Genomic DNA, 23,285 nt, shown 5'->3' with positions numbered 1-23,285 from the left:
ACGGCGACGGGCCGGATGCGCTATGGCGACGAGCGCGCGTCTCGCGTGCGCGTCGGGCGGGTCAGCCCCGCAGGTGCGCGCCGAGGAAGGCGTCGATCCGCCGCCAGGCGTCCGCGGCGGACGCGGGCTCGGGCCCGAGCCCGGTGGCGCGGAGCACCGGGCGGAGGATCCGCGGCCCCGACTCCGCGTCGTTGAGGAACGCGTGCCCGGCGTCCGGGTACTCCCGCACGTCGTGGTCGATGCCGTGGGCGACGAGCCCCGCCTCGAGCCGGGCCGCCGCCCCGGCGAGCTGCCGGTCGCGTCCGCCGTAGCTGGCGACGATCGGGCAGGCGCCCGCGAGGACGCCGTCGAGGTCCTCGGGCAGCATGCCGTAGTTGACGCTCGAGGCGTCGAACCCGCGGGAGGCCGCCGCGAGGGCGAACCCGCCGCCCATGCAGAAGCCGATGACCCCGATGCGCCCGGTGCAGTCGTCGCGGTCGAGGAGGAGCCGGCGGGCCGACTCGACGTCGACGAACGCGCGGCCCTCGCCCGCGGCCAGCGTGCGGAAGGTGGCGACGAGGCACCGGCGCGCGCCGCCCGCGGAGAACAGGTCGGGCATCAGTGCGAGGAAGCCGGCCGCGGCGAGCCGCTCCGCCTGGCGCCGCATCACGTCGGTGACGCCGAAGGCCTCGTGGACCACCACGACGGCTGGCCAGGGCCCGACGCCGTCCGGGACCGCCAGCACGCCGTGCAGGCCGGGCGAGGCGCCGGGGCCGGCGGCGGGGAGCGGGATCTCGGTGAGGGTCACGGGCATGACCTCACGCTAGGGCGCGACGACCGCGCCGCCCGGGGAGGCGCCGGACCCCCAGCGATCCGTCATGCCGGTCGACCGCACCGGGCGGCGCGGCGGCCCGCGGTCAGCGCCAGGCGGTCGGGCCCGTGGAGCCGGCGCGGTACTCGGCCATGGGCACGCGGTCGCCCTTCCAGGCGCGCATGACGGGCGCGACGATGCGCCAGCACCGCTCGGCCACGTCGCCGCGGACCGACAGCCGCGGGTCGCCCGCGAGGATGCCGTCGAGCACCTCGCCGTAGGGCGTGAGCTCGGGCTGCGCGAACTCGGTGCGGAAGGCGGCCTGCGTGAGGGTGAAGGGCTCGCCGGTGCCGTCCATGGTGACCTCGAGGGTGATGGCGTCGGGCTTCAGCTCGATGACCAGGCGGTCCGGGCGGGCCGAGCCGTGCAGGCCGCGCGGGAGGTGTGCGACGGGCTTGAACGTGACGACGATGCGCTTCGACGCCTCCTTGAGGGCCTTGCCCGAGCGGAGGCGGAAGGGCACGCCCGCCCAACGCGCGTTGGCGATGCCGAACGTGACCTCGGCGAGCGTCTCCGTCTCGTTGCCCGGATCCACGCCCTCCTCCTTGACGTACGCGGGGATGCGGGTGCCGTCGATGGTGGCGCCCGTGTAGCGGGCGCGCCGGCTGTTCGCGACGGGGTCGTTGTCCCAGACCTCGGTGGCGCGGAGCACGGAGGCGATGTTCGAGCGGAGGTCGTCCGGGTCGATGCTCGCCGGCGGCTCCATCGCGAAGACCGCGAGCACCTGCAGCAGGTGGCTCTGGATCATGTCGACCAGCGCGCCCGACTTGTCGTAGTAACCGGCGCGGCCCTCGAGCGCGAGCGTCTCGTCGTAGAGGATCTCGACCTCCTCGATGTCGCGCGCGCTCCACACCGACTCGAAGAAGCGGTTCGCGAAGCGGAGCGACACGAGGTTGAGCACCGTGGAGAGGCCGAGGAAGTGGTCGGTGCGGTGGATGCGGTCCTCCGGCACGAGCTTCAGCAGCTGGCGGTTGAGCTGGGCGGCCGTGCGGCTGTTCGAGCCGAAGGGCTTCTCGAGCGCCAGCGTGGTGCCCTCCGGCAGGTCGAGCTGCTCGAGCTTCTCGCACACGGCGATGGAGATGGCCGGCGGCAGCGCGAAGTAGAGGGCCGGCGCGCCCTCGCACGCGTTGAGGATGCGCTTCAGGTCGTCGAGGTCCGTGGGGTCGGCCTGGATGTACTTCGTGGACGAGACGATGCCCGCCGCGCGGCGCCCCTTCGCGTCCACCGAGTCGAACGCGGTCTTCACGGTCTTCCGCCACTCGTCCGCCCCGCGCTCGCTCCGGCCGGTGCCGATGAGCTGGATCCGCCGCCCCCGATCGCTCGCCACGAGGCTGCCGAGACCCGGCAGAAGGAGGCGTTCCGTGAGGTCGCCGCTGGCGCCGAGGATGACGAGGGTGGAGGGTTCGCTGGTCATCCTCCGAGACTACGGGTCGCGGCTGCCGGGCAGCCGACCTACACTGGGCGAGTCGAACATCCGTTCGAACGACGCGTCCGGGGAGGACGCGCGGCGACGAGCACGGGAGGCGCGCGTGAGCTTCACCCACCTGCACGTCGCGTCCGCCTTCTCCGCCCACTTCGGCACCACGGCGCCCGAGGCGCTGGTCGACGAGGTCGCGTCCCGGGGCGCGTCGGCCGCGGCCGTCACCGACCGCGACGGGCTCTACGGCGCCGTCCGCCACATCCGCCGCGCAATCGCCGCGGGGGTCTCCCCCGTCGTCGGCGCCGAGCTCGGGCTCACGGGCGAGCACCCGGGCCGGATCACGGTGCTCGCGCACGGCGGCACGCACGGCCAGGGGTGGGCGGCGCTCAGCCGGCTCATCAGCGCGAGCCACGGGCGGGGCACGGCGAGGAGCACGGCCCGCAGCGCCCAGGCGGGCATCTCGCGCACCCGGCCGCCCGGGTTCCTGCTCGGCGACGACGGGCCGGTCGGCACCGTGATGCTCGGGCCCGACTCGGACGTGGGCCGCGCGGTCGCGGCGGGCGACCACGCGCTCGCCTCCCGGCACCTCGCGGAGTGGGCGCGGCTCCTCCCGGGCGCGATCGCCGTCGAGGTGGTCTGCCACTACACGGAGCCCGGCGAGGCCGCGAGCCTCCGCCACGCCGCCCGGATGCTGGAGCTCGCGGACGCGCACCGCGTCCCGGCCGTCCTCACCAACGCCGTGCGCTACCTCGCGCCCGACGACGCGCTCACGGGCGACGTGCTCGACTCCGCGGGCACGCTCCGGCCGCTCGGCTCGTTCCGGGCGCAGCCGAACGGCCAGGCGTGGCTGAAGACCCCGGAGGAGATGCAGGAGATCGCGCGCGAGGTCGCCGGCGCCTCCGCCCTCGACCGCCGCGCCGGCGAGGCCCTGCTGCGCGCCACCGAGGAGCTCGCCGACCGGTGCCGGCTGGATCCGGACGCCGACCTCGCCTGGCGGAAGCCGAAGCTGCCGGAGAAGGAGGTCCTGGGCGTCACGGGCGACCCGGACGAGGCGCTCTGGCGGAAGGCCGAGGCCGGCGTCACCGAGCGGTTCGGCCACGTCGACGAGGCCATGCGGCAGCGCGTGCTCGCGCGGATGCGCACCGAGCTGCAGACCATCACGGGCTTCGGCTTCGCCACCTACTTCCTCACCGTCGCCGACGTGTGCTCGCTCATGCGCGACATGGGCGTGCGCAACCAGGCGCGCGGATCCGGCGCCGGCAGCCTCGTCAACTACCTGCTGCGCATCTCCAACGTCGACCCGCTCGAGCACGACCTGCTCTTCGAGCGCTTCCTCGGCAAGGTGCGCTCGACGCTGCCCGACATCGACATCGACGTGGAGTCCGCCCGCCGGCACGAGGTGTACCACCGGGTGTTCGAGCGGTACGGCAGCAACCGGGTCACGCTGCTGTCGATGCAGAACACCTACCGGGCCCGCGGCGCCGCGCGCGACGCGGGGCTCGCGCTCGACCTCGACGAGCAGCAGATCGACTTCATCGCCAAGAACATCTGGCGCTTCAACGCGCGCGAGTTCCGGGCGGTGCTCGAGACGAAGCCCGAGCTCAAGCCCATCGCCGACCTCGTGCGCGACGACCCGAGCATCGACCTGCTGGTCGACCTCACCGAGCGGCTCGACCGGCTCCCCCGGCACATCTCCATGCACCCGTGCGGCGTGATCCTCGGCGACTCCGACCTGCTGAGCACGAGCCCCGTGCAGCCGAGCGGCATGGGCCTGCCCATGAGCCAGTTCGACAAGGACGACATCGACGACATGGGGCTGCTCAAGCTCGACATCCTGGGCGTGCGGATGCAGAGCACCATGGCGTACGCGCTGGACGAGATCCACCGCATCCACGGCGCGCGCTCGGCGGTCGCGGGCGGCATCCCGGTCGACGCGCGCTACGTGCACCGCGACGGCCGCATCGAGCTCGACGAGATCCCGCACGACGACGAGGAGACCTTCGCCGCCATCCGCACCACGCACACGCTCGGCATGTTCCAGATCGAGTCGCCGGGCCAGCGCGAGCTCATCGGCAAGATGCAGCCCGACGTCTACGAGGACCTCATCGCCGACATCTCGCTGTTCCGGCCGGGCCCCATGAAGGGCAACATGGTGGCGCCCTTCCTCGACACGAAGCACGGCATCACCCGGCCCGACTACCTGCACCCCCGGTTCGCGCCGTTCCTCGCGCCCACCTTCGGCGTCGTCATCTACCACGAGCAGGTCATCCGGATCTTCGCCGACTGCATGCAGGTCTCCCTCGCGGAGGCCGACGAGCTGCGCCGCAACATGGAGCGGCAGGACACCGTGGTCGAGCGGGCCTTCCGGGAGCGCACCACGACGCACGTCGACGGGCGCACGGGCCGGCGCCCGTTCTCCGACGCCGACGTCGAGCGCATCTGGAAGGCGCTGAAGGGCTTCGGCTCGTTCGGGTTCTGCAAGGCGCACGGCGCGGCCTTCGCGCTGCCCACCTGGCAGAGCGCGTGGCTGAAGACGCACTACCCGGCGGAGTTCCTCGCGGGGATCCTCACGCACGACCCGGGCATGTACCCCAAGCGGCTGCTGCTCACCGAGGCCAGGCGCATGGGCGTGCCCGTGCTGCCGCTCGACGTCGACCGGTCGACCGGCGTCTACCGGGTGGAGCGCGTCGCGGGCGAGGCGACGACCGGGCGCACGCGCATCGGCGAGCTCGGGATCCGGCTGTCGCTGCAGGACGTGCACGGCATGAGCGAGGCGGAGATGGCGCGCATCGTCGCGGGCCAGCCGTACGACTCCATCAGCGACTTCTACGCGAAGGCGCAGCCGTCGCGCGCGCTGCTGGAGCGGCTCGCCGCGGTGGGCGCGCTCGACTCGCTGGCCGCGTCCGCCGACGACGCCGCCGGCGCCCGCGGTCCCGCGTCCCGGGGCGACGTGATGGCGTACGTGCGGCGGCTCACGGCGCGGGCGGCCCGGCCCGCGGATCCGGCCGGGCAGCTGCCGCTGTTCGTCGACGACCGCGACCTCATCCCGCGCGGCTCGCCCGACCCCGACGGCCGCGCGCGGGTCGCCGCCGAGCTCGACATCCTGCAGATGGAGGTCACCGCGCACGTGCTGGAGAGCTACCGGCCGATGCTCGACGAGCTCGGCGTCATCCCGGCGAGCCAGCTGCTCGAGGTGCGCAGCGGATCGGAGGTGGTGGTCGCGGGGATCCGCATCGCCACGCAGACGCCGCCCATGCGCAGCGGCAAGCGCGTGGTCTTCATCAGCCTCGACGACGGCTCCGGCTGCTCCGACTCCACCTTCTTCGACGAGGCGCAGCAGAAGGCGGGGCCCATGCTCTTCGGCACGCGGCTGCTCGTCATCCGCGGGCGCACCCGGCGCACGGGCGAGCGGGGCGTCTCCATCCAGGCGGAGGACGCGTGGGACCTCAAGGAGATGTGGGCGCGCTGGCAGGACGCCCGGCGGCAGGGCGGCGGGGACGGCATGGACGGGATGGACGACGCGGCCGAGGTCGCCTGATCCGCGGGTCGCCGCCGCGCCCGCGCTCCGGGATGATGGAGGCACCCGAGACGGAAGCCCGAGGCCGCACGTGCGCATCACCACGACCGTCCGCACCACCACGCGGATCCCGTTCGTCCAGGTGGTCAAGACCAGCGTCGCCGCGATCATCGCCTGGTTCGTCTGCATCGCCCTGCTCCCGGCGCAGCTGCCCATCTTCGCGACCATCGCGGCGCTGCTCGTGGTGCAGCCGAGCATCAACCAGACCTTCGGCAAGGCGGTCGAGCGCAGCCTCGGCGTGATCACCGGGGTGCTGCTCGCGCTCGTCCTCGGCCTCGCGCTCGGCACGTCGAGCGGGGTGGTGCTGCTCGCGGTCGTCGTCGCGGTGCTGGTGGGCTGGGTGTTCCGGCTCACGCCCGGGTCGAGCACGCAGATCCCCATCAGCGCGATGCTCGTGCTCGCCATCGGGCAGCTCTCGCCCGTGTACGCGGTCGACCGCATCGTGGAGACGATCCTCGGCGCGGCGATCGGCGTGGTCGTCAACATCGCGATCGCCCCGCCGGTGCTGCACGAGGCGAGCCGGCGCGCGGTGGTCGGGCTCGCGGGCGACTGCGCCGCCGCGCTCGACCGGCTGGCGGGGGCGCTCGCGGAGCCCGTCGATCGCGAGGAGCTCGACCGCATGCTCGTGCGCGCCCGCGAGCTCCGGCCGCGGCACACGAAGGCCGTCGCCGAGGTCGACCGCGGCCTCGAGAGCCTCACGCTCAACCCGCTCCGCCGCCGGCACCGCGCGCTGCTGGAGGCCGACCGGGAGCTGCTCGCCACCCTCACCGTGCTCGTCAACCGCGTGGTCGGGATGACCCGGGCCGTGCACGACCGCTACGACCCGTCGCTCGCCGAGGAGCCCGTCGTGCGCGGCATCGCGACCGAGCTGACGCGCGCCGCCCACGACGTGCGGCTGCTCGCCGAGCACGCGCTGCCGGGCGGCGGATCCGCCGACGCCGCGCAGGAGGAGCCGGCGCTCACGGCGCCGCTCGTGGTGCTCCAGCCGAGCGAGGAGCACTGGATCCTCATCGGCTCGCTGCTGGAGGACATCCGCCGCATCCGGTCGGAGATCATCGGCGGGGCCGAGTGACCCGGCCGCTCCCGGGCTACAGCCCGCGCGAGCTCGACCCGGACCCGCGCGCGTCCGGCCTCGTGCGCGGCACGACGCCCACGCCGCTCGGGGTCGTGCGGCACCACCACCCGGCGCGCCGCGGCTCGGACACCGCGACCGTCCTGCTGCACGGCGCCGCCGGGTCCTGGACCACGTGGACGCCGCTGCTCGGGACCGCCCGGGAGGCCGGCGCCCCGTTCGCCGACGTCGTCGCGATCGACCTACCGGGCTGGGGCGGCTCCCCGCTCGACGCCGCCGACGCGGACGCGACCGTCGACGCCATCGCCGACGCCGTCACGCGCGTGGTCGACGGCCTCGGCTACGCGCGCTGGCGCCTCGTCGGCCACTCGATGGGCGGGTTCATCGCGCTGCACCTCGCCGCGCGCGATCCCGCGCGCGCCGAATCGCTCGCGCTCGTCTCCCCCACCACGTACTCGGTCATCCGGAGCGTCGCCCACCCGGTGCGCGCCTTCCGCATCATCCCGGGCTTCACGATGATGCTCGGGATCATGCGCACCATGCGCCGCCTCGGCCGCCCGGGCGCGGCGCTCATCCGGGGCGTCGGCCGCGTCCGGCTGATGCGCGCGATCGCCCTCCCGCTCTTCGCGCACGGCTGGCGCGTGCGGCGGTCGATCGTCGACGCGATCGCGACGGAGGCCCGGCCCCGCGCGTTCTCGCTCGCGGCGGAGGTCACGCGCGGCTACGACGCCGACGGGCTCTGGTCGCGCATCGTCTGCCCGGTCGTCGCGGTGCGCGGCGACGACGACGTGTTCGTCTCCCGGGACGACCTCGACCGGCTGGCGCGCGCGGTCCCCGACCTCCGCCACGCGGTGATCCCGGACGCCGGCCACTTCGCGCACGTCGAGCGGCCGGCCGAGACGCTGCGGGCGCTCGGGCTGCTCCCCGGCGTCTGATCCGCAGGCCGCACCCGATCGGCCGGACCCAGGTGATCCGCCGGCGGCGTCCGACCAGCGCGCCGCGGCGAGCACCGGGGCTGGGGACGCCGCCCGCGCGGCGAGGCCGCCGTCGGGGACCCTGGGCGGATCCCCGACCCGGAGGCCGTCCGTGCGCATGCCCCGCTCCGCTCCCCCTCGTCCGCCCCGGCGACCGCGCGCCCCCGCCGCGGAGCGCGACGCCCGCGGCATCGCGAGCCGATCCCCCCGGTCCGGCGACGGCTACTGCCCGTCCGGGCTCGACCCGGATCCCCGCGCCTCCGGCCTGGTCGCCGGCGCGACCGGCACGGCGCTCGGCACGGTGCGGCAGCAGCACGACCCGCGACGGAGCTCCGCCACGGCCACGGTCCTCCTCCACGGGGCCGCCGGATCCTGGACCACCTGGACGCCCGCCCTCCGCGCCGCCCGCGACGCCGGCGCGCCCCTCGGCGACGTCGTGGCCGTCGACCTCCCCGGGTGGGGCGACTCAGTGCTCGGCGTCCCGGACGGGGACGTCACGCTGGACGCCATGGCCGACGCGGTGCTCCGCGTCATCGACGACCTGGGCTACGCCGACTGCCGCATCGTGGGCCACTCGATGGGCGGCTTCCTCGCCCTCCACGCCGCCGTCCGCCATCCGGACCGCGTGCGCTCGGTGGCGCTGGTGTCGCCCACGCTGCGCTCGGTCCTGCGCTCGGCCGCGCATCCCGTCCGGGACCTCGCCGTGCTCCCCGGCTTCAGCATGATGCTCGGGGCGATGCGCACGACCCGGCTCCTCGGCCCGGCCGGGCTCCCCCTCGTCCGGCTCCTCGAGCGCTCGGGGCTCCTGCGCCCGCTCACCTCCCCGCTCTTCGCGCACGTGCGACGGGTGCCCGCGACCGTCATCGCGGCGCTGGCGGCGGAGGTCCGGCCCCGCGGCTTCCTCCGGGCGACGGGGATCGCCGTCGCGTACCCCGCCGACGACCTGTGGCCGCGGATCTCCTGCGACGTCACCGCCGTGCGCGGCGGTCGCGACGTCTTCGTCGGGCCGGACGACCTCCCCGGGCTCGCCTGGGACGTCCCGGGCACGCGCTTCGCGGTGGTCCCCGACGCCGGGCACTTCGCGCACGTCGAACGGCCGGCCGAGACCCTCCGGGCGCTCGGGCTCCTCCCCGTGGCCTGATCGCCCGCCAGACGGCCGCTCGCGGGAGGGCGGGCCGCCCCGCCGGCCGCTCCCGGCATCCGCCCCGCGCACGACGGCGCCCCCTGTCCGCGAGGGACAGGGGGCGCCGGTTCCGCCGGAGCGGAGGCGGCCGGGACGGTGCCCGGCCGGGAGCGCTAGGCCGCGGGGGTCGCGAGGACCGCCTGGATGTCGAGCGTGATGGTGACCTTGTCGCCGAGCAGCACGCCGCCGGTCTCGAGGGCCGCGTTGTAGGTGAGGCCGAAGTCCTCGCGGTTGACGACCGTGGTCGCCGTCGCGCCGAACTTGGTCTGGCCGTACGGGTCCTGGCCGAAGCCGCCGAACTCGACGTCGAACGTGACGGGCTTGGTGACGCCGCGCATCGTGAACTCGCCGTCGATCTTCGCGTCGCCGTCCTTCTCCACGCGGACAGCGGTGGAGACGAAGTCGATGGTGGGGTGGTTCTCGGCGTCGAAGAAGTCGTTCGTGCGGAGGTGCTGGTCGCGGTTCGGCTCGTTCGTGTCGATCGAGACGATGGTCGCGTGGGCCTTCACGGAGCTCTGCTCGGGCGTGGCGCCCGTGACGATCTCGGCGTCGAAGTCCTTGAACGTGCCCTTGACCTTGCTGATCATGATGTGGCGGATGCTGAACCCGACCGAGCTGTGGGTCTTGTCGATGGTCCAGGTGCCGGCGATGTAGCCGGGGACGGTGCTGGTGTCGCTCATGTGCGTGCCTCTCGTGCGGGGTCATGGGGTGCGGGCCGACGGCCTCGAAGATATGCAAGCGCATGGATCCGACATCCATTCCCGGATCTCGTTGCGAGTTCATGCACTTCCGGTGACGAGCCGCGACAGGGCACCCGGGGAAGCGCGCGCAGCCCGCGCGGACCGCCCGGGCGTACCGTGGCCGGATGCGTGCCATCACCTTCGACTCCCCCGGCGGCCCCGACGTCCTCACCCTCACCGAGCTCCCGGATCCCGTCGCGGGTCCCGGCGAGGTCCTCGTCCGCGTGGCGGCCGCGGGCGTCAACCGCGCCGACCTCAGCCAGCGCGAGGGCGCCTACCCGCCGCCCGCCGGGGCGCCGACGCACCTCGGCCTCGAGGTGTCCGGCACGGTCGCGGCCGTCGGCGAGGGCGCGACGCGCTGGAGCGTCGGCGACCGCGTGTGCGCCCTCCTCGCGGGCGGCGGCTACGCGGAGCTCGTCGCGGTCGACGAGCGGCACGTCCTCCCCGTCCCCGAGGGCCTCGACCTGGTCGAGGCGGCGGGCCTGCCCGAGGTGGTCGCGACCGTGTGGTCGAACGTCGTGCTCGACGCGCGGCTCCAGCCCGGGGAGACGCTGCTCGTGCACGGCGGATCCAGCGGCATCGGCACCATGTCCATCCAGCTCGCGACGTGCCTCGGCGCACGGGTCGCCGTGACCGCGGGCAGCCCCGCCAAGCTCGAGGCGTGCCGCGCGCTCGGCGCGGACATCCTCATCGACTATCGCCAGCAGGACTTCGTCGAGGCGCTCCTCGCGGCGACGGACGGGCGCGGCGCGGACGTGGTCCTCGACGCGATCGCCGGGGACTACGTCGACCGCGACATCCGCGCGCTCGCCCGCGACGGCCGGATCATGGTCATCGGCGCGCAGAGCGGCGCGCCGACGAGCATCGCGATCGGCCAGCTCATGGCCCGGCGCGGGCGGATCTGGGGCACGACGCTCCGGGCGCGCGACGCCGACGACAAGGCGCGCATCGTCGACGCGATCCGCGCGGACGTGTGGCCGGCCGTCGCGGACGGCTCGGTGCGCCCGGTCGTCGACCGCGTGTTCCCGCTCGCCGAGGCGGCCGCCGCGCACGCGCACGTGGCGTCGTCGCAGCACGTGGGCAAGGTGCTGCTGGCGGTCTAGGCCGCGGGCGCGTCCGTCGACGCGGCGTCGGCGGACGCCGTGTCCGACCCCGCCGCCCGGCGCGACCGGATCCCCACGAGGGACACCAGCCCGCCCGCGACCAGCAGCGCCGCGGTCACGAGCACCACCCGGTGGAACGCCGGGACGTCGAGGTCGGGCCCGGCGACGAGGCCGATCGCCGCGATCGCGACGAGGCCCGCCACGCGCGACACCGCGTTGTTGACGGCCGACGCGATGCCCGCCTGCGCGGACGGCACCGCCTCGAGCACGGTCGAGGTGAGCGGCGCGACCGTCATCGAGAGGCCCACGCCGAACACGACGATCCCCGGCAGCAGCTGCGACCAGTAGTCGACCGGCTCGGCGACCCCCAGCATCAGCAGGTAGCCGGCGCCCGCCACGATCGGGCCGACGCCCATCAGGAGCCGCGGCCCGATCCGCCCGGCCAGCGCGCCGAAGCGCGTCGACAGCAGCAGCATGATCACCGTCGTGGGCACGAGCGCGAACCCGGCCTGCGTCGCCGACAGCCCGCCGGTCTGCTGCAGGAACACGGCGATCACGAAGCCGCCGAGCGACAGGGCGCCGTAGATCCCGACGGTCGCGACGTTGCCGACCAGGAAGTCGCGCTCGCGGAAGAGCGACAGCGGCAGCATCGGGTGCGGCGTGCGGCGCTCCCGGAGCACGAACAGCACGAGGCACGCGACGCCCACGACGAGGCTGCCGACGACGAGCGGATGCCCGAGCCCGAGCCGCGACTGCTCGATGAGCGCGAACACCGGGCCGCCGATCCCGAGGGCGCCGAGCACCGCGCCCGGCACGTCCACGCGCGTGCCGTCGGCCGCGGGCGCGGCGTGCGGGAGCCGCGCGAGCAGCACGAGCGTGACGGCGATGGGGAGCACGTTGATCCCGAACACGAGCCGCCAGTCGAGCGCGTCCACCAGCACGCCGCCGAGCACCGGCCCGACGAGCATCGCGGTGCCGGTCCACGCCGTCCACGAGCCGATGGCGCGCGATTGAGCGGCTCCCCGGAACGTCTGGGAGATGAGGGCCAGCGAGCTGGGCACGAGGAGCGCGCCGGCCGCGCCCTGGGCGGCGCGGGCCGCGATGAGGATCCCCGCGGTCGGCGCGATCGCGCAGACGAGCGACGTCACGCCGAAGCCGACGAGCCCCCAGCGCAGCACGCGCACCCGGCCGAACGCGTCCGAGAGCGAGCCGGCCAGGAGGATCAGCGCGCCGAGCGTGATGAGGTACGCGTCCACCACCCACTGCTGCACGACGAGGCCGCCGCCGAGGTCCTCGCCGATGGCGGGCAGGGCGACGTTGACGACCGTGCCGTCGAGGAACGCGACGAACGAGGCGAGGATCGCGACGACGAGGACGGTGCGGCCGCGGCCGTCCGCGGGGCCGTCGGCCGGGCCGCGCGATCGGGCGGGGGCGGCGGGGTCGGGCATGTGCCCAGTATGCGCCGGGCGGCGCGCCCGCTCAGGCCTGAGGGCCCGTCGCCGGCCCGGAGCGGTCGATCGCGGCCTCCACGCGGCGGAGCACGTCCTCGTCGCCCATGATCCGGAAGTGCCCGGCCGCCGGCACCCGCTCGTTCACGGCGCCCTCGAGCGCGCTCCCGCCGGGGATGTGCGGGTCGAAGCGCGCGTGGATGCTCGTGATCCGCGCGTTGGCCTCCCGCGACCGGCCGAGCGCCACGAGCGCGCCGTTCCGCGGCGAGAAGTCGCGGATGCTGCGGATCGGGATGAAGCGCGCGTACGACGACCCGCCGAACGGCGCGTTGATCGCGACCATCGCCCGGATCCGCCGGTCGGGGTCGTCGAACGCCATGAGGTGCTTGCCGATGAGCCCGCCCTTGCTGTGCGCGACGACGACGACGTCGCGGAGGTCGGCGGCCTCCAGGTGCGCCCGCGCACGCCGGGCCATCTCGGCGACCCGGCCCACGTTCGCGCCGAGCGCGCCGACCACGTGCACGCCGTGGCCGCGCGCGTGGAGCCGCCGGATGATCGGGAGCATGAACTGCCAGCGCTCGTAGACGCCCGGCAGCACGAGGATCGTGGGGCGGTCGTCGCGCCCGTCCTCGAACGCGTGCGCGTCGTCGCGGGAGAGGGTGGCGGCGGCCTGCCAGCGGAGGACGTAGGCGTAGTCGAGCGCCCAGTCGACGGCCTTCGCGAGGGCGGACAGCGGCGGGAGGGCGTCTCGTCCGTCGGCGGTCACCCCTCCATCCTGGCCGCGGGACGCGTCGGCGGGGCCTGAGGGATCAGCCGAGGCGGGCATGCTCGACGATCGCGCGGGCGACGCCGACCGGATCCGTGAACATCACGACGTGCGGCCCGTGCGCCACGTGGAGGCGGCCGCGCGGGATCGCGTCGGCGAGGTCCCGGGCGAAGGAGCGGTCGACGACGGCGTCGCGGTCGCCCACGACGACGAGCGTGCGGGCGCGGATCCGCCCGGCGCGGTCCTCCACCCGGTCCTGGATGAGGTGCGGGAGCTGCCGCAGGTAGTACGGGATGCCGCAGCGGAGGAAGTAGTCGCCGAGCACGACGGCGTTCGAGAGCAGCGGCTCGCGCAGCGTGTCGTGGGCGAGGGCGAGCCCGGCGCGCACGACGCCGCGCTTCCGCGGGTCGAGCGTCGGCGCGATGAGCACGATGCGGTCGGCGACCTCCGGGTGCTCGGCCGCGAGGCGCGCGACGATCTGCGAGCCCATCGAGTGGCCGACGACGACGGGGTCGACGAGGCCGTGCGTCCGGATGACCTCGGCCACGACGGCCGCGTGGTCGTCGAGCGTCACGTCCCGGTGCACCCGGGGCGACTCGCCGTAGCCCGGCAGGTCGATCGCGTGGACGTCGCCGTGCTCGGCCAGCAGCGCCGCGACGGGGTGGAAGTAGCGGGAGGAGACGCCGATCCCGTGCACGAGCACGAACGACGGCCGGCCGGCGGCGGGCCCCGCGGACCCGATCCCCGAGGGCGCCGCGGAGAGGGTGCGCCCGGCGTTCCCGCGCGGCGAGCGGAACACCTTGATCGCGATGCGGAAGCCGAGCACGGTGCGGCGCTCGAGGTCGTGGTCCACGGGGATCGCCCGCGACCCGTAGCGGCGGGAGAGCAGGAGCCAGCGCGGCGGCGAGGACTCGGTGCGGTGCACGTCCCCCGGGCGCCGGACGCGGGTGAGCCGGGCGAGGGGGGAGCGCATCCGACGACCCTAGCCGCCGCGCCCCGTGCGTCCGCCGCCCGTGCGCGCACCGGCTCCCGACGACCCGCCCCGGCCTCGGCACGCCCGGGCGCGTCGCGATGGGAGGATGGGATCCCGCCACCCGAAGGAGAGCCATGAGCCCCGACTGGTCGAGGACCACCCTCGCCGACCTGCCCCTCCGCGACGACCTGCGCGGCGAGGAGCCCTACGGCGCCCCGCAGCTCGACGTGCCGGTGCTCCTCAACGTGAACGAGAACCCGCACCCGCTGCCCGAGGAGGTGGCCGTCGCCGTGAGCGAGGCCGTGCTCGAGGCGGCGCGCGGGCTCAACCGCTACCCCGACCGCGAGTTCCTGGAGCTGCGGACCGAGCTCGCCGACTACCTCACGGCCGACAGCGGCCTGCCGCTCGGGCCGGAGAACGTGTGGGCGGCGAACGGATCCAACGAGGTCCTCCAGCAGGTGCTCCAGGCCTTCGGCGGCACCGACCGCGTGGCCCTCTCCTTCGCGCCGCACTACGCGATGTACCCCGAGTACGCGCGCAACACCCTCACGCGCTGGGTCTCCGGCCGCCGCCAGGAGGACTTCACGCTCGACCTGGCGAACGTCACGGCGCTCATCGAGCAGCACCAGCCGAGCGTCGTGTTCCTCACCTCGCCGAACAACCCGACGGGCACGGCGCTGACGATCCCCGAGATCGAGCACGTGCTGTCCGTCGCGCCCGGCGTGGTCGTCATCGACGAGGCCTACGCCGAGTTCCGTCGCGAGGGCGTCCCGACGGCCGTCTCGCTGCTGCCCGAGCACCCGCGCCTCATCGTCTCGCGCACCATGAGCAAGGCCTTCGCGTTCGCGGGAGGACGGCTCGGGTACCTCGCGGCCTCCCCCGCCGTGGTCGACGCGCTGCGGATCGTGCGGCTGCCGTACCACCTCTCCCGCATCACCCAGGTGAGCGCGACGGCCGCGCTCCGCCACAGCGCGGTGCTGCTCGCGCAGGTCGCGTCGCTCCGGGAGGAGCGCGACGGCCTCGTCGAGTGGCTCCGCGGACGCGGCTTCGAGGTCGCGCCGTCCGACGCGAACTTCGTGCTCTTCGGGCGCTTCCCCGACCGGCACGCCGTGTGGCAGGGCCTGCTCGACCGGGGCGTGCTGATCCGCGAGACCGGGCCGGAGGGCTGGCTGCGCGTCTCCGTCGGCACGCCCTCGGAGACGGCCGCGTTCCGCGACGCGCTGGACGACGTGCTCGGGACGCCGCGGGGCTGATCCCGGCGGTCGTCGTCAGGGCCGGAAGCGGATCCCCGTCGCGTCCTCGGCGGCGGCCCACAGCTGATCCGCGACGGCCGCGGACCGCGCGTGCTCGGCGACGAAGGCGGGCGCCGGCGGGCCCTTCAGCTCGAGCGGCCCGGCGGGTCCCCAGGAGGCGCCGCCCGTGACGCCGTCGGCGACGGCCGCGTGCGCGACCGGCCAGGCTCCGGCGTCCTTCCCCTGCACCAGGACGCGTCCCACCCGGGCGAGGCGCCGGCGGGCGGCGTCCACGCCCCGCGCGCGCTCGGCCGGATCCTGCGGCGGGGTCAGCGCGTCCACCGCGTAGCCGGGGTGCGCGGAGAGCGCGACGCGGTCGGATCCCGCCGCCCGCCAGCGCCGGTCGAGTGCGTCCGCGAGCATCATGCACGCCGTCTTCGACCGGCCGTACCGGACGAGCGCGGGCATGCGACGCTCCCCCGCGAGGTCGCCGAGGTCGAGGGGCGAGAAGCGGTGGGCGAGGGATCCGAGCATCACGACGCGCCCGCCCGCCCGCAGCCGCGGGGCGAGCCCGGCGACCAGCGCGAAGTGCCCGAGCGCGTTGGTGCCCGTGAGCTCCTCGAACCCGTCGACCGTCGTGCGGCGGTGGCGGGCGCGACCGCCCGCCGGCGTGAGGCCGGCGTTCGCGACGATCGCGTCGAGGTCCTCCCGCACCGCGGCGACGCATGCGTCCACGCTCGCGAGGCTGGCCAGGTCGAGGGGCACGACGTCCACGTCCGCGCCCGGCACGCGCGCGACGAGGGCCCGCGCGGCCCGGTCCCCGCGCTCGGCGGAGCGGCAGGCGAGCAGCACCCGCGCGCCCGCGCCGGCGAGCTGCGCCGAGGTCCAGAAGCCCACGCCGCCGTTGGCTCCCGTGACGAGGACGGTCCGGCCGGCGAGGTCGGGCAGGAGCGGGGCCGCGCTCACGAGAGGGTGCCGACGCGCGTCACGCGCACGACCGCCTCGCCGGCCTCGTTCGACGCGTCGAGGTCCACGGTCGCCTCGATCCCCCAGTCGTGGTCGCCCTCGGGATCGTGCAGCGCCTGGCGCACGGTCCACGCAGTCGCGCCCTCCTCGATCGTCACGAGCGCCTGGCTGCGCGCGTCGCCGTCGGTGAGGATGCGGTCGTACTCGCCGAAGTACCCGTCGAGCGCGTCGCCCCACGCGTCGGCGTCGAATCCGGCCGCGGCGTCGAGCTCGCCGAGCGCCGTGAGGTCCTCGCGGGCCGCGAGCTGCACCCGCCGGAACATCTCGTTGCGCACGAGGATCCGGAACGCGCGCGTGTTCGAGGTCAGCAGCTTGGGCGCGGGCGGCAGCACGGGCGCGTCGCCGGGCGCCGCGGTCGGGTGCGACAGCTCCTCCCACTCGTCGAGCAGGCTCGAGTCGACCTGGCGCACGAGCTCGCCGAGCCACTCGATCACGTCGAGCAGCTCCTCGGTCTTCGCCTCGTCCGGGATCGTCTGCCGCAGCGCCCGGAAGGCGTCGGAGAGGTAGCGGAGCACGAGGCCCTCGGAGCGCATGAGCCCGTAGAAGGAGATCAGCTCGCTGAAGCTCATGGCCCGCTCGTACATGTCGCGGACGACCGACTTCGCGCTGAGCGCGAAGTCGCCGATCCACGGCTGGCTCGCCGCGTAGGTCGTGAAGGCCTGGTCGAGCAGCTCCTCGAGCGGCTTGGGGTGCGTGACCGACTCGAGCAGCTCCATGCGCTCGTCGTACTCGATGCCGTCGGCCTTCATCGCCTGCACGGCCTCGCCGCGCGCCTTGAACTGCTGCTGCGACAGGATCGGCCGCGGGTCGTCGAGCGTCGCCTCGACCACGCTCACCATGTCGAGCGCGTAGGTGGGCGACTCCCGGTCGAGCAGCTCGAAGACGGCGACCGCGAACGGCGAGAGCGGCTGGTTGAGCGCGAAGTCGGCCTGCAGGTCGACCGTCAGCGTGATGCGCGCGGGCCCGCCGTCGGGGTCCGCCTCCTGCTCGACGATGCCCGCCGTGCGCAGCGTGCGGTAGATGGCGAGGGCGCGGCGCGCGAGCGCGAGCTGGCGGGTCCGCGGCTCGTGGTTGTCCTCGACGAGCGCGCGCATGTGGGCGAACACGTCGCCGCCGCGCGCGATGACGTTGAGCATCATCGCGTGGCTCACCTGCATGCTCGAGGTCAGCCGCTCGGGCTCCGCGTCGATGAGCTTGCGGAAGCTCGGCTCGCCCCACGACACGAAGCCCTCGGGCGCCTTCTTGCGCACGAGCTTCCGCCGCTTCTTCACGTCGTCGCCGGCCCGCTCGAGCATCTTGATGTTCTCGGTCTCGTGCTCGGGCGCCTGCGCGACCACGGTGCCCGCGGTGTCGTAGCCGGCGCGGCCCGCGCGCCCGGCGATCTGGTGGAACTCGCGCGCGTTCAGCTGCCGCATCCGGGTGCCGTCGTACTTGGTGAGGCCCGTGAACAGCACCGTGCGGATCGGGACGTTGATGCCGACGCCGAGCGTGTCGGTGCCGCAGATCACCCGGAGGAGCCCCTGCTGCGCGAGCTGCTCGACGAGCCGCCGGTACTTCGGCAGCATGCCCGCGTGGTGCACGCCGATGCCGGCCCGCACGAGCCGCGACAGCGTCTTCCCGAACGCCGTGCTGAACCGGAATCCGCCGATGAGCTCCGCGATCGCGTCGCGCTGCTCCCGGGTCACGATCTTGATGCTCGAGAGCGCCTGCGCCCGCTCGAGCGCCGCGGCCTGCGCGAAGTGCACGATGTAGACGGGCGCCTGCTTCGTGTCGAGCAGCTCCTCGACGGTCTCCTGCACGGGCGTCACGGCGTAGTGGAAGAAGAGCGGGACGGGCCGCTCGATGCCCGTGATCCGCGCGGTCGGCCGCCCGGTGCGCCGGGTGAGGTCCTCCGCGAGGTCGGTGACGTCGCCGAGCGTCGCGGACATCAGCACGAACTGCGCGTGCGGGAGGAGCAGGAGCGGCACCTGCCAGGCCCAGCCGCGCTGCGGATCCGCGTAGAAGTGGAACTCGTCCATCACCACCTGGTCGACGGGCGTGTCCGCACCGCCGCGCAGCGACCGGTTGGCGAGGATCTCGGCGGTGCAGCAGATGATCGGCGCGTCCGGGTTCACCGACGAGTCACCCGTGACCATGCCGACCTGCGCGGCACCGAACAGCTCCACGAGCGCGAAGAACTTCTCCGAGACGAGCGCCTTGATCGGCGCCGTGTAGTAGGACCGGCGGCCGCGGGCGAGCGCCGCGAAGTGCGCCGCGACGGCGACGAGCGACTTCCCCGTGCCCGTCGGCGTCGAGAGGATGAGGTTCGCGCCGGACGCGATCTCCAGCGCCGCCTCGTCCTGCGCCGGGTACAGCTCGATGCCCTGCGCGAGCGCCCACTCCGCGAACGCGTCGTAGATCGCGTCATCGGTGGCCCCGTCCACGGCCAGGCGGGCCGCCTCGTCAGTGAGCGTGGGGGCGAGCGAGGTCTCCGGCATGATGCGTCCATCCTCCCCCACGACCGGGCGGCCGGGCCGCGGCTGGAGTTCTCCACAGGCGGCGGCGGCTCCCCGGCTGCAGCGCGTACGGTCGCCGGATGCCGACCCTCCCCCTCGAGCCCAGCCCCGACCGCGCTCGATCCGCCGACCCGCACGCCGACGCGTCCGCCGCCTCCGGCACCGCGCAGCCGACGGGTGCCGGATCCGACCGCCCCGGCTCCGGCGCCGCGGATGCCGCGGCCCCCGCTCCCGAGGCCGCGCCCACCGAGGTGGAGCGCGCGCGCTGGCGCGACCGCCGCACCGGGCTCATCGCCCTCATCGTGGTGACCATCGCCCTCTGGGCCGTGATCGCGGCGGCCGTGGGCTTCGCCACCACCATGTAGCGCGAGGGCGTGCCCCGCGGTCCGATCCGCCCGCGCACCGCCGGGTATCATCTCCTGTGCCCTCCGACGCCCTCCCCGACGACCCCGCCGCGCCCGCGGATCCCGCCGCCCCCGCTCCCGACGCGGCCGCCGCGCCCGCTCCCGACGCTCCCGCCACCTCCATCGACCCGGCCGACCTCGCCGTCACGCTCCGCGTCCTCGGCTCGCTCGCCGACATCGACGAGGAGCACCCCGACTTCGTCGCCGTCCGCCGCGCCACGGCGAGCATGTTCAAGTCCGTGAAGAAGGCCCGCCGCCTCGAGAAGCGGGAGGCCGTCGCCACCGCCGACCGCGCCGTCGTCGCCGCCACCGCCACCGGCGCCCCGGACCGCATCGACGACGAGACGCGGGGCATCCCGCTGGCGATCACCACCGCCGCGCCCACCGCCGGCACGCTGCTGCGCTCGCGGCCCTGCTACATCTGCAAGCAGCACTACACGCAGGTCGACGCGTTCTACCACCAGCTCTGCCCGGACTGCGCGCGGATCAACCACGCGAAGCGCGAGGCCCGCACCGACCTCACGGGCATGCGCGCGCTCCTCACCGGCGGCCGGGCCAAGATCGGCATGCACATCGCGCTGCGGCTCCTCCGCGACGGCGCCCACACCACCATCACCACGCGCTTCCCGCGCGACGCCGTGCGCCGCTTCGCCGGCCTGCCCGACGCGCACGAGTGGGTGCACCGCCTCCGCGTCGTGGGCCTCGACCTGCGCGACCCGGCCCAGGTGATCGGCCTCGCCGACGCCGTCGCGGCCGCCGGCCCGCTCGACATCCTCATCAACAACGCCGCGCAGACCGTGCGCCGCTCCCCCGGCTCGTACGCGCCGCTGTCGGAGGCCGAGTCCGCGTCGCTGCCGGACGGGCCGATCCCGGAGCTGCTCACGTTCGGCCACACGAACGACGCGCACCCCGCGGCCCTCGCGGCGAGCGTCGCGGCGCACCCGATCCTGTCGACGGCCACGGGCATCACCGCCGCGGAGGTCACCGAGCTCGCGATGACCGCGGGGTCCTCCTCGCTCGCGCGCCTCGCCGCCGGCACGGCCATCGACGCGGGCGGCCTCGTGCCCGACCTGCACGACGCGAACAGCTGGACCCAGGTGGTGCACGAGGTGGATCCGCTCGAGATGCTCGAGGTGCAGCTCGCCAACGTCACGGCCCCGTTCCTCCTCGTGAGCCGGCTGCGGCCCGCGATGGCGGCCTCGACCGCGCGCCGCAAGTACGTCGTCAACGTCAGCGCCATGGAGGGCCAGTTCGCCCGCGCCTACAAGGGCCCGGGCCACCCGCACACCAACATGGCCAAGGCCGCGCTCAACATGATGACCCGCACGTCGGCGCGCGAGATGCGCGAGACCGACGGCATCCTCATGACGAGTGTCGACACCGGCTGGATCACCGACGAGCGCCCCCACCCCACCAAGGTGCGGCTCGCCGAGGAGGGCTTCCACGCCCCGCTCGACCTGGTGGACGGTGCCGCGCGCGTGTACGACCCCATCGTCATGGGCCAGGCCGGCGAGGACATCTCGGGCGTCTTCCTCAAGGACTACCGCGTCGCCGAGTGGTGACGCCGCCCGCCGGCTGACACGAGAGGGCCCGGCCACCGCATCGCGGTGACCGGGCCCTCTCGTCGTGCGGGACTACTCGACGGCGTCGAGGTCCGACTCGAGCAGCGCGGAGAGCTCGTCGAGCGCGGCGTCCGCGCCGTCGCCCTCCGCTGTGAGGACGACCTGGTCGCCGTTCGCGGCACCGAGGCTCATGAGCGACAGGATGCTCGTCGCGTCGAGCGGCGTGCCGCCCGGCTTGCTGATCTTCACGGCGACGCCCGTGCGACGCACGGCCTCGATGAAGAGGGAGGCGGGTCGGGCGTGCAGGCCCACGCGGCTGCCGATGGTGGCGGTGCGCTCGGTCATGGTGTTCTCCTTCGTGCGGGGATCGGGTGGGTCGGAAGGGAGCGGATCAGGCCGCGACGGGCACGCCCTGGTCGACGGACGCCTCGGCGACGGCCTCGGGGCGCTTCACCGTGAAGCGCTTGAGGAGCACGACCAGGAACGCCGAGATCACGGTGCCGACGGCGACGGAGGCGAGGAAGCCGAGGAACGTGCCGTTCATCGCGAAGAGCACGAAGACGCCGCCGTGCGGGGCCTGCGAGACGACGCCGAGGCCCATCACCATGGCGCCCGTGACGGCGCCGCCCACGATGCTCGCGGGGATGACGCGCAGCGGGTCGACCGCGGCGAACGGGATGGCGCCCTCGGAGATGAACGCGGCGCCGAGGAGCCACGCCGCCTTGCCGTTCTCGCGCTCCGCCGGGCTGAAGAGGCGGCGGTCGATGACGGTGGAGGCGAGCGCGAGGGCGAGCGGCGGCACCATGCCGGCGGCCATGACCGCGGCCATGATCTGCCACGGGGCCTGGTTGTCGAGCGTGCCGGCGCCGAGGCCCGCGACCGCGAACGAGTACGCGACCTTGTTGATCGGGCCGCCGAGGTCGACGCACATCATGACGCCGAGGATCACGCCGAGGATGAGGGCGCCCGAGGTGCCGGACAGGCCGGTGAGGAACGCGTTGAGGCCGCGCGTGAGCGCCGCGATGGGCCCGCCGAGCACCATGACCATGAGGCCGGAGGCGACGATGGACGCGAGCAGCGGGATGATCACGACGGGCATGAGGCCGCGCAGCCAGCGCGGGACGTCGATGCGCCCGATGGCGTAGGCGATGCCGCCGGCGAGGAGGCCGCCCACCAGGCCGCCGAGGAAGCCGGCGCCCATGATGACGGACACGGATCCCGCGACGAACCCGGGCGCGATGCCCGGCCGGTCGGCGATCGCGTAGGCGATGTAGCCGGCGAGGGCCGGGACGAGGAACGCCATGGACGCGTTGCCGATGACGAAGGCCACGGCGCCGAGGTACTGGAGCAGGCCGCCGTCCGGCAGGTTCGCGAGCGAGTTCTGCAGCACGACGTCCGACGCGGTCTCCGTGATGCGGTAGCCGCCGAGGAGGAAGCCGAGCGCGATGAGGAGGCCGCCGCCCGCGACGAACGGGATCATGTAGCTGACGCCCGTGAGGAGCCAGCGCTTGAGGCGCGCGCCGACCGACTGCGCGGCCTGCGGGGACGCCTGCTCGGATCCGGCGGAGGCGGAGGCCCCGCCCGGGACGCGCGTCGCGTTCGGGTCCCTGCCGGCCGCGACGGCCTCGGCGACCATCTGGTCGGGCTGGTCGATGCCGCGCTTGACGGGCGACTGGATCACGGGCTTGCCGGCGAACCGGGCGCGATCGCGCACGTCCACGTCGACGGCGAAGATCACGGCCGTGGCGCGCGCGACGATCGCGGGGTCGACGGGCGTGACGGAGGAGGACCCCTGCGTCTCGACGTGCAGCTCGACGCCCGCGCGCTTCGCGGCGGCGACGAGCGAGTCGGCCGCCATGTAGGTGTGCGCGATGCCGGTGGGGCACGCGGTGACGGCGATGAGCACGGGCGCGTCGGCGGCAGGGGCCGGCGCGGCGGATCCGGACGCGGAGGTCGACAGGGCGGGAGCGGCGGCGGCCGGCGCGCCGGTGGAGGAGGCGGGCTCGTCGACGAGCGCCCCCTCGACGAGCGACACGACCTGCTCCTCGTCGGTGGCCGCGCGCAGCGCCTCGACGAACTCCGGCTTGATGAGCGAGCGCGCGAGGCGCGACAGCAGCACGAGGTGCTCCTGGTCGGCGCCGTCGGGCGCGGCGATGAAGAAGACGAGGTCGGCGGGGCCGTCCGGCGCGCCGAAGTCGACGGTCGGCGCCGGGCGGGCCATGACCAGCGTGGCCTCGGTCACGGCGGCGGAGCGGCAGTGCGGGATGGCGAGCCCGCCGCCCATGCCGGTCGCGGTCTTCGACTCGCGCTCCCACGCGTCGGCGAAGAGGGCGTCGGCGTCGGTGGCGCGGCCCTCGGCGACCACGCGCTCGGCGAGCGTGCGGACGGCGTGCTCGCGGTCGGCGCCGAGGTCGGCGTCGAGGAGCACGAGGCGGTTCGTGATGAGCGATGGCATGTTCT

General features: G+C 74.7%; 18 protein-coding genes. 8 read left to right on the top strand and 10 right to left on the bottom strand.

Translation table 11 applies throughout. From position 1 onward, the window contains the following. Positions 1-61: 61 nt before the first annotated feature. Positions 62-793, bottom strand: a complete 732-nt coding sequence (locus FGG90_RS03640; RefSeq protein ID WP_094130386.1) for a dienelactone hydrolase family protein — start codon at positions 791-793, stop codon at positions 62-64. A gap of 103 nt (positions 794-896) precedes the next feature. Beyond that, positions 897-2,264, bottom strand: coding sequence for a glucose-6-phosphate dehydrogenase (locus tag FGG90_RS03635; protein WP_094130389.1), 1,368 nt, complete (start codon positions 2,262-2,264; stop codon positions 897-899). 115 nt (positions 2,265-2,379) lie between these two features. Here FGG90_RS03635 and FGG90_RS03630 point away from each other — a divergent pair, with 115 nt between their 5' ends. From FGG90_RS03630 to FGG90_RS03615, 4 genes are all read left to right on the top strand, one after another. Then, positions 2,380-5,808 carry a DNA polymerase III subunit alpha gene (locus FGG90_RS03630; protein ID WP_094130392.1) on the top strand — a complete coding sequence of 1,143 codons (3,429 nt, stop codon included), beginning with the start codon at positions 2,380-2,382 and terminating at the stop codon, positions 5,806-5,808. 70 nt (positions 5,809-5,878) lie between these two features. Then, positions 5,879-6,919, top strand: a complete 1,041-nt coding sequence (locus tag FGG90_RS03625) for an FUSC family protein (protein ID WP_094130395.1) — start codon at positions 5,879-5,881, stop codon at positions 6,917-6,919. Next, entirely contained in the window at positions 6,916-7,854 is a 939-nt protein-coding gene (locus FGG90_RS03620; RefSeq protein WP_094130398.1) for an alpha/beta fold hydrolase, read from the top strand. The genes FGG90_RS03625 and FGG90_RS03620 overlap by 4 nt, the downstream gene beginning before the upstream one ends. A 157-nt stretch (positions 7,855-8,011) precedes the next feature. Further along, positions 8,012-9,034: an alpha/beta fold hydrolase gene (locus tag FGG90_RS03615; RefSeq protein WP_094130401.1), complete on the top strand. Its 1,023-nt coding sequence runs from the start codon at positions 8,012-8,014 to the stop codon at positions 9,032-9,034. 155 nt (positions 9,035-9,189) lie between these two features. Here the strand turns inward: FGG90_RS03615 and FGG90_RS03610 are convergent, their stop codons facing one another. Beyond that, complete coding sequence (locus FGG90_RS03610) at positions 9,190-9,756, bottom strand: YceI family protein (RefSeq protein ID WP_094130404.1); 567 nt, start codon at positions 9,754-9,756, stop codon at positions 9,190-9,192. A 185-nt stretch (positions 9,757-9,941) separates the two neighbouring features. Between FGG90_RS03610 and FGG90_RS03605 the strand changes: the two genes are divergently transcribed. Continuing rightward, positions 9,942-10,919 (top strand): NAD(P)H-quinone oxidoreductase, encoded by a 978-nt coding sequence (locus FGG90_RS03605; protein WP_094130406.1) that lies wholly within the window; start codon positions 9,942-9,944, stop codon positions 10,917-10,919. Here FGG90_RS03605 and FGG90_RS03600 read toward each other — a convergent pair. The 3 genes from FGG90_RS03600 to FGG90_RS03590 are packed head-to-tail and all read right to left on the bottom strand — an operon-like array spanning position 10,916 to position 14,106. Continuing rightward, complete coding sequence (locus tag FGG90_RS03600) at positions 10,916-12,367, bottom strand: MFS transporter (protein ID WP_094130407.1); 1,452 nt, start codon at positions 12,365-12,367, stop codon at positions 10,916-10,918. The two genes, FGG90_RS03605 and FGG90_RS03600, sit on opposite strands and share 4 nt — an antisense overlap. A gap of 31 nt (positions 12,368-12,398) precedes the next feature. Then, positions 12,399-13,133, bottom strand: a complete 735-nt coding sequence (locus tag FGG90_RS03595) for an esterase/lipase family protein (RefSeq protein WP_094130409.1) — start codon at positions 13,131-13,133, stop codon at positions 12,399-12,401. 43 nt (positions 13,134-13,176) lie between these two features. Next, positions 13,177-14,106 (bottom strand): alpha/beta fold hydrolase, encoded by a 930-nt coding sequence (locus FGG90_RS03590; RefSeq protein WP_094130411.1) that lies wholly within the window; start codon positions 14,104-14,106, stop codon positions 13,177-13,179. Between the two features lie 134 nt (positions 14,107-14,240). Between FGG90_RS03590 and FGG90_RS03585 the strand changes: the two genes are divergently transcribed. Next, the gene (locus tag FGG90_RS03585) at positions 14,241-15,359 is read left to right on the top strand and encodes a histidinol-phosphate transaminase (protein ID WP_094130413.1); all 1,119 of its coding nucleotides are present in this window, start codon (positions 14,241-14,243) and stop codon (positions 15,357-15,359) included. A 15-nt stretch (positions 15,360-15,374) separates the two neighbouring features. On the opposite strand, the gene FGG90_RS03580 is transcribed toward FGG90_RS03585, so the two are convergent. Together FGG90_RS03580 and FGG90_RS03575 are read right to left on the bottom strand one after the other, a co-directional pair. Then, positions 15,375-16,304 (bottom strand): SDR family NAD(P)-dependent oxidoreductase, encoded by a 930-nt coding sequence (locus FGG90_RS03580; protein ID WP_094130415.1) that lies wholly within the window; start codon positions 16,302-16,304, stop codon positions 15,375-15,377. After that, complete coding sequence (locus FGG90_RS03575) at positions 16,301-18,841, bottom strand: DEAD/DEAH box helicase (protein WP_094130418.1); 2,541 nt, start codon at positions 18,839-18,841, stop codon at positions 16,301-16,303. Before FGG90_RS03575 ends, FGG90_RS03580 begins: the two co-directional genes overlap by 4 nt. A gap of 98 nt (positions 18,842-18,939) precedes the next feature. Here FGG90_RS03575 and FGG90_RS03570 point away from each other — a divergent pair, with 98 nt between their 5' ends. Together FGG90_RS03570 and FGG90_RS03565 are read left to right on the top strand one after the other, a co-directional pair. Beyond that, on the top strand, positions 18,940-19,224 hold the full coding sequence (locus FGG90_RS03570) for a hypothetical protein (protein WP_094130420.1): 285 nt from the start codon (positions 18,940-18,942) through the stop codon (positions 19,222-19,224). Between the two features lie 56 nt (positions 19,225-19,280). Continuing rightward, entirely contained in the window at positions 19,281-20,825 is a 1,545-nt protein-coding gene (locus FGG90_RS03565; RefSeq protein WP_210433067.1) for an SDR family oxidoreductase, read from the top strand. A gap of 72 nt (positions 20,826-20,897) precedes the next feature. Here the strand turns inward: FGG90_RS03565 and FGG90_RS03560 are convergent, their stop codons facing one another. After that, positions 20,898-21,170 (bottom strand): HPr family phosphocarrier protein, encoded by a 273-nt coding sequence (locus FGG90_RS03560; RefSeq protein ID WP_094130422.1) that lies wholly within the window; start codon positions 21,168-21,170, stop codon positions 20,898-20,900. Positions 21,171-21,216: 46 nt separating this feature from the next. Next, a complete protein-coding gene (locus FGG90_RS03555) occupies positions 21,217-23,280 on the bottom strand; it encodes a PTS fructose transporter subunit IIABC (RefSeq protein ID WP_094130424.1) in 2,064 nt (687 codons plus the stop codon). Positions 23,281-23,285: the final 5 nt, after the last annotated feature.

Source organism: Clavibacter michiganensis subsp. tessellarius (assembly GCF_021922985.1).
Classification (GTDB): Bacteria; Actinomycetota; Actinomycetes; order Actinomycetales; family Microbacteriaceae; genus Clavibacter; species Clavibacter tessellarius.
The sequence above is the reverse complement of the archived record's forward strand: the minus strand, read 5'-3'. Positions and strand labels throughout refer to the sequence as shown.